This window comes from Flavihumibacter sp. ZG627 (assembly GCF_000814325.1).
GTDB lineage: Bacteria > Bacteroidota > Bacteroidia > Chitinophagales > Chitinophagaceae > Flavihumibacter.
The window spans coordinates 47,651-61,929 of the sequence record NZ_JPHF01000007.1 but is presented as its reverse complement, the minus strand read 5'-3'; the positions used below and the strand labels follow the sequence as shown (position 1 = coordinate 61,929).

Here is a 14,279-nt window from a genome sequence, read left to right as displayed (position 1 = left end):
GTATATGAAAAGAATATTGGCAGTTGTGGGATTGAGTATGTGCTGTATGTTTTTGCCAATACAGGAAACCAAAGCGCAGGACCCAATTACTGAAATTATCAAAGCAGCAGTTAAAAAAGTAATCAAAGCAATCGATCTGCAGATGCAACGTTTGCAGAATAAAACAATTTGGCTGCAAAACGCCCAAAAAACACTGGAGAATAAAATGAGCCAGCTAAAGCTGAATGAGATTAAAGACTGGGTGGAAAAACAGCGAAAGCTGTATGATGACTATTTTCAGGAACTATGGAAAGTAAAAGCTGCCCTGGCTTATTATAGCCGGGTGAAAGATATTATTGAACGGCAGGTGCTAATGGTAAATGAATACAAGGGCGCCTGGGCTTTATTCAGGCAGGATAAAAATTTTACATCAGAGGAACTGGATTATATGTACAACATCTACTCAGGCATGATGGATGAAAGCCTGAAAAGCATTGACCAGTTATTTTTAGTGGTGAATGCTTTCGCAACACAAATGACTGACGCAAAGCGTCTGGAAATTATTAATACTGTTTCCGATAATCTTGAGCAGCAATATGTTGATTTGAAAGACTTCAATAATCAGAATAAAATGTTGAGCATTCAACGAGCAAGCGAACGAGGTGAGATTGAATATGTTAGACGGTTGTATGGAATTTCGAAATGAGATTTTTATACTTATCTCACGTTAGTAATTCATTATTGATGGAGTTCGGTATAGCATTTTCTAAAGTCCAGCTATCAATGTAGCCAATAAAAATAATTGATGATTAGTATTATTTCTGGCTAAACAAATTATGATAGCATTTTTTGCCAAATGCTGAAACGTCTAGTTTTATTGATGACAAACATCCAGACAAGTCAGTTCTTGTCTGCTTGTAGTACTTCATTTCGTAACTTAATTATTTCCTCTAAAGTAAAAACCTTGTATTTGATACCCAGATTTTTTGCGCCTTCTTCAACTGTCTGAGTGAAACCTGCGGCTTTTCTTCTTTCGTTTACGGCTAAGGGGTCTTTTATAGGCCAAATGAATGTCAAATTCTCCCAGATACCTGTTTTAGTATTCTTTACATCTATCCCTGATCCCTGCGTTCCGTAAACTTGCTCCTTGTCCTGAAACATTAACGACCGGTCAAGCATTATTGCATAAAGTTCGAAACGAAGCTCGTTGCTCTCAGCCGCTTCTCTAAGAACTGGTAGATATTTGTCTATCACTCTTGAATGTTGAATGATATAAAAAGCGACTTCATTTGTTGGCTTTCCAACCAATGAAATACCTGGATAACCGTATTTATTAATAATTTCTTCGACTCTAAAAGTATTCAGTGAATCAAGTTCTCCTTGTAGTTTCCATAAGTAATCGTTTAAATCTTCTTTTTTAATGCGGTAAACTATAGCAAGGGAGTCTCCTTTACCTCTCATGTTTGCAATCAAGGCTTGTCGATATTTCTGATCAAGAATTTGCAGACTATCCAGCTCTTTTTTTAAAGGAATGTTGAGCCGAGTCTGTGCATTTGTTGCTAGCGACTGAATAATAAGTAATAGAGAAGAGAGAACAAATCGCATCATGTTAAATTCGAATTAAACCTAATTCTCCGCATGAAGTAATACTATATTCAAATATAAGATTATTATCATTATTTATTTGAACAAGTCTGCTGTAAAGTCAACCTGTTAGCGGATAGGTTGTACCATCTGCCTTACCATTTAAAATACTCATTTGGAAAGATTTTTGGTTCATCTATTATTCTTTTAGTCAGAATAGTAATATGTGTCACATGGAAAAAATATTAATGATTTTACTAGTTCATCTGCTTGCTGCTTCATCAAAAGCCCAGACTACAGATGAATGGCTCAATCAAAGCTCTACACAAAAGAAATACCTGTTGCAGCAAATTGCAGCTTTACAAGTTTATCTCGGCTATGCCAAAAAAGGCTACAACATTGTAACCGGTGGGATTAATACGATTCGTAACATAAAAAATGGAGATCTCAACCTGCACCGGGATTTCTTTAACCGGCTCAAAAATGTAAATCCTGCAATCCGCCGGTATGCTAAAGTGCCGGATATAATTGCTTACCAGGTAAAAATTATCAAACAAACAAAACTTGTTCTTCAGCAAATCAGGGAAACAAAACAATTTACTGAAGCTGAACTGGATTATTGCAAACAGGTATTTGATACCCTTTTGGATGAATGTATAAAAACAATGGAAGAATTAATACTGGTTACAACATCAGGTGAATTGGAAATGAAGGATGATGAAAGGCTGAAACGGATTGACGGGTTATATGCGGATGTACAAGATAAATATTCATTTGCCTGCTCCTTTAGTGAAGATATGGGTTTGCTGGCTGTACAACGTTTGGGAGAGCAGATGGAAATCAATCGTTCTAAAATAATAAATGGAGTAAAATGAAAAAGCTAATTGTGATTTCGATTATGTGCGGCATGAGTTTCCAACTCAAAGCACAAAGCGACGAAGTGCAACAACTGTTGCTTAATATTGAAAAGCTGGCGCAGTTTAAAAAGATTTTGCAGAATATGTATAATGGGTATAAACTTCTGAATAAAGGATATACTGCTGTTAAAAACATATCGGAAGGAAATTTTAATATCCATAAAACTTTCTTAGATGGCTTGATGCAGGTAAGTCCAGCAGTTAAAAAATATAAACGGATTGCAGATATCATCAGCTATCAACTTCGGATAGCTAAAGAATATAAACTTGCCTTTAACCGGTTTAAAGAGGAAAAGCAATTTACTGCTGAAGAAATTGATTACCTCGGTAAAGTGTATAGCAACCTGTTTAATGAGAGTTTAAAAAGCCTGGACGAACTTTCGATGGTCATTACATCAGGTAAACTACGAATGAGTGACGATGAACGGTTGCAGGCTGTTGATAAAATTTACCTGTCTGTGGAAGAACAGTATTCTTTTCTAAAAGATTTTACTAATAATACCACTGTGCTTTCGCTGCAAAGAAAATCAGAGCAGGCGCAGATTGAAATGTCCCGAAGACTATACGGATTGAAGAAATAAAATTTATTCCACTTATAAAGTCGTGAGTATGAAATTGTGTGTAAGAATAATTTGCATTGCAATCGCTGTATTGCTTATTCCTCATTTTGCAGAAGCCCAGGGCATGGCCAATAGAATCCACAGCTTGCATGAAGTGCTCGAAAAATTATATGATGATATGATGCCGCTGTGTAGCCGTTTGATTGGTGTTGGTCGTGGTATCGCAGGCTTTGCCGCCACCTGGTATATTGCTTCAAGGGTGTGGGGGCATATTGCACGGGCTGAGCCTGTAGATTTTTATCCTTTGTTTCGTCCCTTTGTATTAGGCTTTGCCGTATTAATATTCCCTTCTGTCATTGCTATGATTAATGGTGTGATGAAGCCAACTGTAACTTCTACAGCAGCAATGGTAACAGATTCGGATAAAGCCGTAGCTCAGCTCTTGAAGATGAAAGAAGAAGCGATCAAGAAAACTGCTTACTGGCAAATGTATGTGGGTACAAATGGATCTGGCGACAGGGATAAATGGTACAAATATCACTATGGAGATAAAAGCGAAGGTTGGATAAAAAGCATAGGGAATGATATCAAATTTGCGTTTGCAAAATTCTCTTACAATTTTAGAAATTCCATTAAGCAATGGATGGCTGAAGTATTGAAAGTTCTCTTTGAGGCGGCAGCACTTTGCATTAACACCATTCGCACATTTTATTTGATTGTTCTGGCCATTTTGGGACCATTGGTATTTGGCATTGCCGTGTTCGATGGCTTTCAACATACACTCACAGTTTGGATTGCCCGCTATCTCAACATCTTCCTGTGGTTGCCTGTTGCTAATATTTTCGGCGGCATTATGGGTAAAATCCAGGAAAATATGCTGAAAGAAGATCTACAGCAGATAGCAACCAACGGCGATACTTTCTTTAGCTCAACGGATACTGCCTATCTCATTTTTATGATTATAGGAATCATTGGCTATTTCACTGTTCCATCTGTTGCCAATTATATTATTCATGCCGGGGGTGGTAATACATTGCTTTATAAGGTAACTAATATGATGAGCACTTCCACTCGTACTGTTGCTTCAGGAGGCGCTTCAATGACAAGAGATGCGCTTGGTAGTGGCAATAATAAAATTGCTAATAGCATGGCGGATGCAGGTGCATCAGATGGTTACTTTAAAGGCGGCAATAGTAACAATGGTGGAAGTGGATATATGAAGGATAAGTTAAGTGGAAAGAGTTAGGTAGGCCTACTTTCTTTACCCCAGCATATAGTGGTATTGGAATTTAATTTGCTTTCGGTTATATAGTGTTTAGAAAATGTGTGAGTGATGTTTCAGAAATCTAAAAATATTGACACTGCCTTCCGGTATATCCGTTTCTTTAGCCTTGCTTTTTTAATGGCCTGTGTCATCATCTCTGTTTTTATAGCTTACAAAAGCTATCAGCTTTCTTCCCAATCACAGAACAAGGTTTTTATACTGGCAAATGGCAAAGCATTGGAAGCCTATGCAGCCGATAGAAAAGACAATATTCCGGTGGAAGCAAGAGATCATGTAAAAATGTTTCATCATTTCTTCTTTACTCTCGATCCCGATGACAAAGTAATTCAGGCAAATATCACCAAGGCATTATACCTGGCTGACGCTTCAGCAAAGCAACAGTATGATAATCTGAAGGAGAATGGTTATTACTCCAATCTCATATCAGGAAACATTAGCCAGGAAATTAAGGTGGATAGCATCATCATCAATACAGATGTGTATCCGTTTTATTTCAGATATAAAGGTGAACAGAAAATTATTCGTCCCACCACAATTGTAACCAGGAGTCTTATCACAGAAGGTTATCTAAGGAACGTATCCCGTAGTGATAATAATTCACATGGTTTTTTGATTGAGAAATGGCGGACGATGGAGAATACTGACATCAATATTCAAAACCGGTAATATGTGGTTGTATAAAGGAAAGCAAAAAGAGAAAGAAACCGTAGACAAAGTAACTGTTTCTGATAAGGTAGCTGAAAAGATTGCAGGACTTGGTATTAAACTACAACAACTCTTTGCCGAAAAGATGAACAGATTTTTTATGAAAACAGATTTTAAAAGGTTAAAAATCATTCTGATAATTTTCTGCATCGGCGCAGGCGGTTACAGTATCTACCTTATTGCAAACAGTGTCATCAGTCCTGACAAAAAGCAAAACAGTTTTGAAATACAACAAATGGATGTACCAAAACATTTTGATAAAACCGGGGATGAAAATTTAATTCCTGAAGCTTATGTAGATGAAGAAACCTGGCAGGAGGTAAAGCAATTCAGGAATTACATGGACAGTCTGAAACAAAAAAGAAGGAATGAATACGACAGCATCCTGCAATCTCGGCCGGGTTTGATGGACAGTGTGCAGATGCTGGAGCAAATTTATTTATCACAAAAACAAAAATGAAGTGTATGAGCAATGTGCAAAGGTCGCAGGCCTTCCTGCGTAAACGAAAAATGATGCTGGTGTTGCCGCTATTGGTAATACCATTTCTTACAATGGCATTCTGGGCTTTAGGCGGTGGCGAGGGCAAAGAGGAGATAGCTGCAACAAAGCAACAGGGTTTAAATCTGAATCTTCCGGATGCAAAAATGAAAGATGATAACCTTACCGATAAGCTTAGCTTTTATGATAAGGCAGATAAAGATTCAGCCAAGCTGGAAGAGTGGATGCGGACAGACCCTTATTACAAACAAAATGAAGACACATCTTTTTTACCTGTCAACGAATTGGAAGTACTCACTCAAAACTCAGCTTCAAAATACAACCAGCGGCTCAATTCATCGCCGTATGAAGCAACTTCAAATAATCCCGAACAAAAGCTAATGCAAAAATTGGCATTGCTGCAAAAGGAAATTAATAAACAGCCGGAAGTATCAGTCAATGAAGACCCTGATGCAACGAATTACAAACAAGATGAAGAATTTTCCGGTGAAGTAGATAGGCTGGAAAACATGCTGTTCACAATGAATAAAACAAATAGCGGCGATCCCGAGATGGAGCAACTAAACGGTACATTGGAAAAGATACTGGATATTCAGCATCCGCAAAGGATAAAGGAAAAACTGAAAGAAAAATCATTACAACATAAACGGGTGGTTTATGCTGTAACTACTCAACCTGTATTGGCAAATGTTTCGTTGATAGATACAAATAAAAGCAAAACCAATACTGTAAATAAATTTTACGGCTTGGAGAAGTATAACTCAATTACTGAAGAAGGGTTGGCCATTGAAGCGGTTGTTCACAGTAATCAAACATTGGTAAATGGTGCAGTTATTCAGCTAAGATTGGCAACAGATGTTTTTATCAATGGAGTTTTAATTCCTAAAGGCAACCCAATAAATGGTACTTCCTCACTTAATAATGAAAGGCTTGAAGTAGAGATAACTTCTCTCCGCTATAAAAACATTTTATTCCCCGTAAAATTAGAACTATACGACATAGACGGTTTACCTGGCATTTATATTCCCGGTTCGATCAGCAGGGATGTCGCTAAAAATTCTGCTGATAACAGTTTACAGTTGATGGAACTCACCACGCTGGATCCTTCGTTGAAAGCACAGGCCGCCGCCGCCGGTATTAACACGGTAAAGAACTTAATAAGCCGGAAAGTAAAACAGGTAAAAGTGATGGTGAAAGAAGGTTACAAAGTACTGCTGAAAGATAAAAACACTGAGTCCGATTAATAACTTTTAAACTTTATAAAATGAAACGATTAGTGTGTATGATCTGTGCAGGTTGGTTATTCGTTTCTGCTGTGGCACAAACAAAATTGAATATCACAACAGATAAAACCACAAGCCTGGTATTTCCATTCGCTATTAAACATGTTGACAGGGGCACTTCATCAGTTCTTGCACAACAGGTAAAAGAAGCCCCTGAAATTCTATTAGTAAAAGCAGCCGCAAGAGATTTTACTGAAACAAACCTGAGTGTGGTAACAGATGATGGCAGCGTTTATGCTTTTACAGTTACTTACGATAATAAACCTGCTGTATGGGTTTATTACCTGCCTGTGAACAGAACCGCTACAATAAGCTCCTATACTAATGCCATATTGGACAATGAACGGATTACGAAAGGTATAAAAGACAAAAAGTATAATATGAGTGCCGGAGTAAAAGGCATATACATCAAGGAGAATACTATTTACTACCAGATATACATTAACAATGAAGGCGCTGTTGATTATGATATTGACCTGCTCCGTTTTTTCATTAAGGATAAGAAAAGAAGTAAAAGAACCGCTGTACAGGAATCAGAGCAGAAGCCATTGCACATTACAGGAAATTATAATAAAGTGAAAGGAAGCAACAACACCGTATTTGTTGTGGCACTTGAAAAGTTTACCATTCCTGATAAAAAGTATTTAGCTATTCAAATGATGGAGAAAAATGGTGGCAGGCATTTTCTATTGAAAGTTCGCAATAAGGATATAATGAAGGCACGGGTATTACCCGATTTAAAATGAAAAGCGAACATCCCATAGCTGATGAGGTGCTTGACCTGGTGACTATCGCTTTATCAAAAGGTGAGCATTATATGGCTTATAATAACAGCCTGTACTTTATTGACAAAGATGATGTTCATTTTTTCAACACTAAGGAAGAAGCAAATGACTTTTCTACGGCTAATATCAGCGACCGGGACAATTTCTCCGTCCTTCATTTCAATTCCCTTAAAGACGTTCTTGAGCAAATTCCATACGGCGAATGTATAAGCCATCAGTTAAATCTTGATCCTGACGCCAATAGTTTGCACAACAAAGATGGCAACGATTTTACAGATGCATTGATTGACCACTTTGAATCACAACAATTATCAGTATTCGATAAACAATTAAAAACAAATTTTATGAACAATGAAAATCTTCAGTATTTGACCGATAACATCAAATACATGGGCTTTGGTGAAACACTTAAAGCAGAGTTGGAAAGAAACATGAGTGAGGGTAAAGGAGAATTTCAACTTCAATTTAAAGCGGAGGTTAACAAGAAGCCATTTGAGGCAACGCTTAATTTCCGTAAATCTGATTCTACGGACATGTATTTTTTCAACAACTACCATGCTTCATTAGAAAAAAGCAATGGAGAAAAGAATGGGCAAACATTCTACCTGAATAAAGGTAAAGGGGTAACGGCGAAAGAAGCTTATAATCTGCTGGATGGCCGTGCTGTTCACAAAGATCTTGTGACAAAAGAAGGTCAACCATATAAGGCATGGATACAGCTTGACTTTGAGAACAAAGACAAGAACAACAATTTTGAGGTAAGACAATTCCATGAAAACTATGGCTATGATTTGAAAGCCGCTGTAGAAAAATTTGCAGTGGCCGAGTTAAATGATCCTGATAAAGCTAAGGCGCTGATGCAATCACTGGAAAAAGGGAATGTACAATCGATAACCATTGAAAAGGATGGCAGCAGCCACAAAATGTTTATGGAAGCAGATCCACAGTATAAGAAAGTAACACTATACGATTCAAATATGAAAATGGTGGCTAAAGAATCCCTGGAGCAATACAAATCTGGAATAGATAAAGGCAGCAAAGAAGTAAAGGAAGGCCAGGAAAATGATAAAAAAAAAGATTTGAAGCCAGTAACGAAAACTGAAAAGGAAAAGCTGGAGAAAAAGAATGGACAAAGCCTGCTACCTAAAAAAAGGGAAAGCAAAGGCAAAGGTTTAGGAGTGTCATAGTGCACCCCTAAACCATTTTTTAATATACAACAGCAGTACCATGAATATTCAGAATATAACGGCATTGGCAAGCCAATTACAATCTTTAGGGTTTGACAATTTTGGAAGTTTGCTCTTGAAAAGGATTTGTTTTAAACCTGATAATTTTTATTTGAACCACAAAATAGCAAAGGATAAGGAGCTATTGGAGTTCCGGTTTTATTTTGAGAGGCAAAGGGAAAGCGATGCTTATATGTTGCTGTATTATGATGTGACATTACAACAGAAAAATATCTTTGAAGAGTTAATGATTGCCGGGATTAACATAGCAGATCTTGAAAAGCAAATGACAACCATAAACTGGATGTCTGCATTTAATATTGATGAAAGAAAGAAATTGGACCCAAACGATAAAACAACCTGGGAAGTGGAGGCAAAAGTTGAATCTGTTGTTGAAAGTTTAGCCGCACTTGAACTGGATGAAAAAGGTAAAACCGTTGCAGCTGCACTTAAAGTGAAGTTTTGGTTTGGAACTCCATATCATGAAATCTTTGGGAGTATTTCCGCCGTAAAGAATAAGTCAGATATTAGTCAGCGGTTTTATTTTTCTGAAAATAGTAGTGGAATAACTGTTGATGAAGCCTATCGCTTTTTGCAAAATAAGTGGCTTGAAAAACAACTTCAGTTGAAAAAGAAACAAGCAGATTCAACTTCTGAAAGCGAAAATGACGAAACAAACAGCACAACAGGGAGCGGCTTGTTAAAGAAACGCCGGATAAATTCTTCTTTGAAAGGGAAACGAAACAAGACTAACCAGGATTAATCAGCATGGAACTGTTCCCGCCATTATCAGGGTTTTACCAGGCCATTGCAGATGATGCAAGAATAGGCAGTACTCATATAAGTATTTATATGGCTTTACTGCAACAGTGGAATATAAATGGCGGAAAGAATCCTGTGGAAATTGAAAGGATCTTAATTATGAAAGCCGCTAAAATAAATGCCCGGCATACATACAATAAATGTATTAATGAATTGCATGAGTTCGGGTATATTTTATATGAACCGGCACCAAACGGTTCTATAAATAGCCGGATATTTTTAAATAAGTGTGAAATGTAAAAGTGAGTTATGGCAGCAAATTCAGCAGTACCGATTTTGATCCCTTTTGAGCCAGAGGAATTCTGGTCTCAAATCCGACTGATCATTCGGGAAGAAGTGGAACGAAATAAAAAAGCACAACCCCAGGAGCCTGGCATTTTAGAAACACCAGGGTTGAATGAAAAACCGCTTTTCAAAATAGAGGAAGTTTGCAGTCTATTCAAAGTTACAAAGCCCACTATTTACGACTGGATAAAACATGGAAAACTAAAGCGTGTAAAGATCAGGTCAAGGGTCTATTTTTTAGGCAGTGATATTAGACAGTTGATGCAGGCTTAGCCTTTGGTGGCAGTGGGTTTCACTGCCTTTTTTGTGCACAAATAAGTCTTTGAATTCAGGGTAATTCCAGTGCTAAAAAACTACCTTTAGAGTGATATTTATCAAGCTGAATAAAGTGAGATAAAGTACAGTAAAGTTCTTCGTAAAATTGGGTTTTTATAGACCAAAAAATAGACCCAAAAAAGGAAAACCCGCTACCAGAGCGGGTTTTAACCATATACTTGCGGACCGGACGGGACTCGAACCCGCGACCTCCGCCGTGACAGGGCGGCATTCTAACCAACTGAACTACCGATCCGTTTCCCTAATTTACAGCATTACTACCGTGTTTTGGGATTGCAAAGATAAAGGGAATTGCCACTTACAAACAAAACTTTTCCTAAAAATTTTTCAACCCTTAATTTTACACCACAACCAATGCTTATGCCGGAGAATAAGAACAGACAATTCCTGGAATTTGAAAAACCGATCAAAGACCTTTTTGATGATATTGAGAAGATGAGGCAAACTGCCGAGAAGAATGCCAAGGTTGATATGAGCGGGCCCATCGCCGACCTCGAAAAGCAGGTGATCGAAAAAAGAAGAGAGATCACCGAAAACCTCAGTAGCTGGCAAAAAGTACAGCTTAGTCGCCACCCCGACCGTCCCTATACCTTAAAATATATCTCCAAAATGACCACCAATTTCGTGGAACTTCATGGAGATCGCAATGTTAGAGATGACAGGGCCATGGTAGGCGGATTCGCTAACCTGGATGGTGAAACAGTTATGTTCATCGGCCAGCAGAAAGGTATCAACACCAAAATGCGCCAGTTGCGGAATTTTGGTATGGCCAACCCAGAAGGCTACCGCAAAGCCCTCCGCCTTATGAAACTGGCGGAGAAATTCAACAAACCTATCGTTACCCTCATAGACACTCCCGGCGCTTATCCCGGCCTCGAAGCTGAAGAAAGAGGTCAGGGAGAAGCCATCGCCCGCAACATATATGAAATGATGCGGCTTAAAGTTCCTGTAATATGTGCTATCATAGGAGAGGGTGCCTCAGGTGGAGCCCTCGGTATTGGCGTGGGAGACAGGGTGTTCATGTTGCAGAATACCTGGTATACCGTCATATCTCCTGAAAGCTGCTCTTCCATCCTCTGGAGAAGCTGGGACCAGAAAGAAAAAGCCGCCGAAGAACTCAAGCTTACGCCTGACCATATGCATGAATTCGGACTGGTCGATAAGATCGTTCCCGAACCCATCGGAGGCGCTCACTGGGATTATGACCTGGCCGCTGCAAATCTCAAACAGGTGCTTATTGAAACATTGAATGAGCTCAAACAGATCCCCGCAGAAGAGCGGGTTCGCCAACGTATCTCGAAGTTCGGAAAAATGGGCTTCTGGGATGAATTACCGGCATAACCGGATCGAGATCCTTCAATTATTTAAGCTTAAAAAACTACTGTTTCATGTCGCTCAGACAAACTTTACGCGGTACCGGGGTAGCCCTGGTCTCTCCTTTTACCAGTTCAGGGAAAATAGACTACCCTGCCCTTGAAAGCCTGATCAATTATGTTATTAAAAATGGTGTTGAATATGTTGTGACCCTCGGAACAACCGGTGAAACGCCAACCCTTTCCAAAGAAGAAAAGATCGATATCATCAATTTCACCTACGAACAGGTTGATGCCCGTGTTCCCGTGGTGGTAGGTGTTGGCGGAAACAATACCCATGAACTGGTTAAAGACCTGGAAATACTGCCGCTTGATAAAGCCACTGCCGTTCTCAGTGCAAGTCCATATTATAATAAGCCTTCACAGGAAGGTATCTTCAAACATTATGAAGTACTCGCCGCTGCATCACCGCGCCCGGTGATCCTCTATAATGTTCCCGGCAGAACGGGGCGTAATATGGAAGCCTCCACAACACTCAGGCTGGCCCATGAAGTGCCCAATATCGCCGGTATAAAAGAAGCTGCGAATAATATGGTGCAGTGCATGCATATCCTGAAAGATCGTCCCGACCACTTCCTGGTGGTAAGCGGTGATGACGACCTGGTGATGCCTCAGATCGCCTGCGGAATGGATGGTGTTATCAGCGTGGCGGCTAACTGCCTGCCCAGGAAATTCACCGATATGATAAGGGCTTCTCTTGCATTTGATTTCCATAAAGCAAAGACCCTGAATGACTCCATGCTGGAGGCCTATCATCTCTTATTCGCAGAGAACAACCCTGCCGGTGTTAAGGCATTCTTGTCGGAGCTGGGATTGATCAGCAATCATCTTCGTCTGCCAATGGTTCCCCTGAGTGAAGAACTAAGGGAAAAGGTGAATGCTTATCTCATGAAATGAACGGTTTCATCCTTACACTGTTACTGATATATGCTACATCGGCTGATAGCCTGGGGAATACCCATGCGGCACCGCTTTTGAATGATAGCACCATTCGCCAGATGTTTGATACTACCTTTCATATCCCACAATTAAGTCGCACCCGCACTGTCCGGATCTGGCTGCCCAAAGATTACAGCCATTCCAAAAAAAGGTTCCCCGTGCTCTATATGCATGATGGACAGAATCTTTTTGATGCTGCAACTTCTTACGCGGGTGAGTGGGGACTGGATGAAGCAATGGATACCGCCACCAAACAGTGGATCATAGTTGCCATTGATAATGGAACGGTGATGAGGATGAATGAATATAATCCCAATGACCACGAACGTTTCGGCAAAGGGGAAGGGAAGGCTTATCTCGATTTTATCGTCAATACGTTAAAGCCGGCCGTTGACAAAAAATACAGGACCCGGAAAAGCAGAAATCATACAGCCATTGCCGGTAGTTCCATGGGCGCCCTCATCTCTTACTATGCAGGTATATGGTACCCCGGAACATTTGGAAAAGTGGGAGTGTTTTCGCCTTCATTCTGGATCGCACCTGAAATAGACAAGCATACAATTGAGGCTGTGAAACGCAATACACATGGGCGCCAGGATTATTTCTTTTATGGTGGGAAGCAGGAAGGAAAGGAAATGGTTCCTGATATGGAAAGGGTTCATTCAATTTTACGGGAACGTATTCATGCACAGAAGGAGAAAAGTTTCCCGATCATCGTTAATGAAAATGGAAAGCACAATGAAGCCGCCTGGCGAAGCCAGCTCCCGGCATTTATCGACTGGCTGAATAAATGATCATAAGCGGTAACTCACACCTTCCAGAGCAAGATATGTATCGGGGAATAACTCCCTTGCCTCTTCCAGGAACTGGTCGAGCTTTTCATATTTAGAACTGAAATGTCCGATCAGTAATTTACCTACTCCTGCTTTGCTGGCAATAGATGCCGCCTGGTGGGTGGTGCAATGGAACCTTGCATTAGCTCGATCAGCCAGGTCTTTGAGATAAGTGGTCTCATGATACAAAATATCAGCTCCTCTTACTTTTTCAACCAGGCTTTCATCATAGCAGGTATCGGCAGAATAAGCATAACTCTTTGGACGGGGTGCAGGGTCAGTAACCGTTTCATTCAATACAACCCTTCCATCTTTTCTTGTGTAATTTTCACCCCATTTAAGTCTGTCGAAGAATATAGCGGGAATTTCGTGGTGGCGGGCCAATTCAGGATTTACTTTTCGCGGAGCCTTCACTTCTTCAAAACGAAATCCCCAGCAAGGGATGCGGTGGCTTACCGGAAAGCAACTCACCTGGAACTTTTCCTGCTTCGCAATTACGCCTTCACCTTCCAGTGCATGGAAATGAAGTTTATAGGGAAGTGATGTATCGGCAACTCTCAACTGCATCTCGATAAGTTCCAGAAGGGGGGCAGGGGCATAAAGGTTAAGATCGATCTCGCGACCCAATAGCCCCATACTGGTGATCAAACCGATCAATCCGAAGTAGTGATCGCCATGCAGGTGTGATATGAAAATATGCTGGATACGACTCCGCCTGATCTTGTACTTGGCCATCTGCATCTGGGTGCCTTCCCCGCAATCTACCAGGAACAGGAATTCATCCAGCGTCACTACCTGCGCGGTTGGATGCCTGTCGAATGCAGGTAAGGCAGAGTTATTTCCTAATATGGTTACACCAAGCATAGCA

The 14,279-nt window shown here is 40.0% G+C and carries 17 protein-coding genes and 1 tRNA gene; 15 read left to right on the top strand and 3 right to left on the bottom strand.

What is annotated here, in order from left to right; all coding sequences use genetic code 11:
* Positions 1-4: 4 nt before the first annotated feature.
* Complete coding sequence (locus HY58_RS13840) at positions 5-685, top strand: hypothetical protein (protein ID WP_039133083.1); 681 nt, start codon at positions 5-7, stop codon at positions 683-685.
* Positions 686-879: 194 nt separating this feature from the next.
* Here HY58_RS13840 and HY58_RS13835 read toward each other — a convergent pair whose 3' ends face one another.
* The gene (locus HY58_RS13835; RefSeq protein WP_039133081.1) at positions 880-1,587 is read right to left on the bottom strand and encodes a DUF6624 domain-containing protein; all 708 of its coding nucleotides are present in this window, start codon (positions 1,585-1,587) and stop codon (positions 880-882) included.
* Positions 1,588-1,796: 209 nt separating this feature from the next.
* Here HY58_RS13835 and HY58_RS13830 point away from each other — a divergent pair, with 209 nt between their 5' ends.
* The 11 genes from HY58_RS13830 (at position 1,797) to HY58_RS13780 (ending at position 10,203) form a co-directional block, all read left to right on the top strand.
* The gene (locus HY58_RS13830) at positions 1,797-2,438 is read left to right on the top strand and encodes a hypothetical protein (protein ID WP_039133078.1); all 642 of its coding nucleotides are present in this window, start codon (positions 1,797-1,799) and stop codon (positions 2,436-2,438) included.
* Entirely contained in the window at positions 2,435-3,061 is a 627-nt protein-coding gene (locus tag HY58_RS13825; protein WP_039133075.1) for a hypothetical protein, read from the top strand. Before HY58_RS13830 ends, HY58_RS13825 begins: the two co-directional genes overlap by 4 nt.
* Positions 3,062-3,164: 103 nt before the next feature.
* Complete coding sequence (traJ, locus tag HY58_RS13820) at positions 3,165-4,286, top strand: conjugative transposon protein TraJ (RefSeq protein ID WP_253271572.1); 1,122 nt, start codon at positions 3,165-3,167, stop codon at positions 4,284-4,286.
* Between the two features lie 87 nt (positions 4,287-4,373).
* Positions 4,374-4,991: a conjugative transposon protein TraK gene (gene traK / locus HY58_RS13815; RefSeq protein WP_039133348.1), complete on the top strand. Its 618-nt coding sequence runs from the start codon at positions 4,374-4,376 to the stop codon at positions 4,989-4,991.
* A 7-nt stretch (positions 4,992-4,998) separates the two neighbouring features.
* Positions 4,999-5,490 (top strand): hypothetical protein, encoded by a 492-nt coding sequence (locus tag HY58_RS13810; RefSeq protein WP_156123695.1) that lies wholly within the window; start codon positions 4,999-5,001, stop codon positions 5,488-5,490.
* Positions 5,487-6,773, top strand: coding sequence for a conjugative transposon protein TraM (gene traM / locus HY58_RS13805; protein ID WP_052324132.1), 1,287 nt, complete (start codon positions 5,487-5,489; stop codon positions 6,771-6,773). The genes HY58_RS13810 and traM overlap by 4 nt, the downstream gene beginning before the upstream one ends.
* A gap of 20 nt (positions 6,774-6,793) precedes the next feature.
* Entirely contained in the window at positions 6,794-7,558 is a 765-nt protein-coding gene (traN, locus tag HY58_RS13800; RefSeq protein ID WP_039133067.1) for a conjugative transposon protein TraN, read from the top strand.
* Positions 7,555-8,784 carry a hypothetical protein gene (locus HY58_RS18965; protein WP_052324130.1) on the top strand — a complete coding sequence of 410 codons (1,230 nt, stop codon included), beginning with the start codon at positions 7,555-7,557 and terminating at the stop codon, positions 8,782-8,784. Before traN ends, HY58_RS18965 begins: the two co-directional genes overlap by 4 nt.
* A 40-nt stretch (positions 8,785-8,824) precedes the next feature.
* A complete protein-coding gene (locus HY58_RS13790) occupies positions 8,825-9,586 on the top strand; it encodes a hypothetical protein (RefSeq protein ID WP_039133066.1) in 762 nt (253 codons plus the stop codon).
* A 5-nt stretch (positions 9,587-9,591) separates the two neighbouring features.
* Complete coding sequence (locus tag HY58_RS13785; protein ID WP_039133063.1) at positions 9,592-9,885, top strand: hypothetical protein; 294 nt, start codon at positions 9,592-9,594, stop codon at positions 9,883-9,885.
* Between the two features lie 9 nt (positions 9,886-9,894).
* The gene (locus HY58_RS13780; protein ID WP_039133060.1) at positions 9,895-10,203 is read left to right on the top strand and encodes a helix-turn-helix domain-containing protein; all 309 of its coding nucleotides are present in this window, start codon (positions 9,895-9,897) and stop codon (positions 10,201-10,203) included.
* Positions 10,204-10,427: 224 nt separating this feature from the next.
* Here the strand turns inward: HY58_RS13780 and HY58_RS13775 are convergent.
* Positions 10,428-10,501 (bottom strand) — tRNA-Asp (locus HY58_RS13775).
* A gap of 125 nt (positions 10,502-10,626) precedes the next feature.
* Between HY58_RS13775 and HY58_RS13770 the strand changes: the two genes are divergently transcribed.
* From HY58_RS13770 to HY58_RS13760, 3 genes are read left to right on the top strand one after another with little or no spacing between them, the layout of a single operon-like run.
* Positions 10,627-11,607: an acetyl-CoA carboxylase carboxyltransferase subunit alpha gene (locus HY58_RS13770; RefSeq protein ID WP_039133339.1), complete on the top strand. Its 981-nt coding sequence runs from the start codon at positions 10,627-10,629 to the stop codon at positions 11,605-11,607.
* A gap of 47 nt (positions 11,608-11,654) precedes the next feature.
* Entirely contained in the window at positions 11,655-12,536 is an 882-nt protein-coding gene (gene dapA, locus HY58_RS13765; protein WP_039133057.1) for a 4-hydroxy-tetrahydrodipicolinate synthase, read from the top strand.
* Positions 12,533-13,372, top strand: a complete 840-nt coding sequence (locus HY58_RS13760) for an alpha/beta hydrolase (protein WP_039133054.1) — start codon at positions 12,533-12,535, stop codon at positions 13,370-13,372. Before dapA ends, HY58_RS13760 begins: the two co-directional genes overlap by 4 nt.
* Here the strand turns inward: HY58_RS13760 and HY58_RS13755 are convergent, their stop codons facing one another.
* Positions 13,373-14,275 (bottom strand): ribonuclease Z, encoded by a 903-nt coding sequence (locus HY58_RS13755; RefSeq protein WP_039133053.1) that lies wholly within the window; start codon positions 14,273-14,275, stop codon positions 13,373-13,375. It lies immediately after the preceding gene.
* Positions 14,276-14,279: the final 4 nt, after the last annotated feature.

Bases quoted from the DNA above. Each gene is read 5' to 3' on its own strand.
- HY58_RS13840 (WP_039133083.1), top strand. From the start codon at position 5: ATGAAAAGAATATTGGCAGTTGTGGGATTGAGTATGTGCTGTATGTTT.
- HY58_RS13835 (WP_039133081.1), bottom strand. From the start codon at position 1,587: ATGATGCGATTTGTTCTCTCTTCTCTATTACTTATTATTCAGTCGCTA.
- HY58_RS13830 (WP_039133078.1), top strand. From the start codon at position 1,797: ATGGAAAAAATATTAATGATTTTACTAGTTCATCTGCTTGCTGCTTCA.
- HY58_RS13825 (WP_039133075.1), top strand. From the start codon at position 2,435: ATGAAAAAGCTAATTGTGATTTCGATTATGTGCGGCATGAGTTTCCAA.
- traJ (WP_253271572.1), top strand. From the start codon at position 3,165: ATGGCCAATAGAATCCACAGCTTGCATGAAGTGCTCGAAAAATTATAT.
- traK (WP_039133348.1), top strand. From the start codon at position 4,374: ATGTTTCAGAAATCTAAAAATATTGACACTGCCTTCCGGTATATCCGT.
- traM (WP_052324132.1), top strand. From the start codon at position 5,487: ATGAAGTGTATGAGCAATGTGCAAAGGTCGCAGGCCTTCCTGCGTAAA.
- traN (WP_039133067.1), top strand. From the start codon at position 6,794: ATGAAACGATTAGTGTGTATGATCTGTGCAGGTTGGTTATTCGTTTCT.
- HY58_RS18965 (WP_052324130.1), top strand. From the start codon at position 7,555: ATGAAAAGCGAACATCCCATAGCTGATGAGGTGCTTGACCTGGTGACT.
- HY58_RS13790 (WP_039133066.1), top strand. From the start codon at position 8,825: ATGAATATTCAGAATATAACGGCATTGGCAAGCCAATTACAATCTTTA.
- HY58_RS13785 (WP_039133063.1), top strand. From the start codon at position 9,592: ATGGAACTGTTCCCGCCATTATCAGGGTTTTACCAGGCCATTGCAGAT.
- HY58_RS13780 (WP_039133060.1), top strand. From the start codon at position 9,895: ATGGCAGCAAATTCAGCAGTACCGATTTTGATCCCTTTTGAGCCAGAG.
- HY58_RS13770 (WP_039133339.1), top strand. From the start codon at position 10,627: ATGCCGGAGAATAAGAACAGACAATTCCTGGAATTTGAAAAACCGATC.
- dapA (WP_039133057.1), top strand. From the start codon at position 11,655: ATGTCGCTCAGACAAACTTTACGCGGTACCGGGGTAGCCCTGGTCTCT.
- HY58_RS13760 (WP_039133054.1), top strand. From the start codon at position 12,533: ATGAACGGTTTCATCCTTACACTGTTACTGATATATGCTACATCGGCT.
- HY58_RS13755 (WP_039133053.1), bottom strand. From the start codon at position 14,275: ATGCTTGGTGTAACCATATTAGGAAATAACTCTGCCTTACCTGCATTC.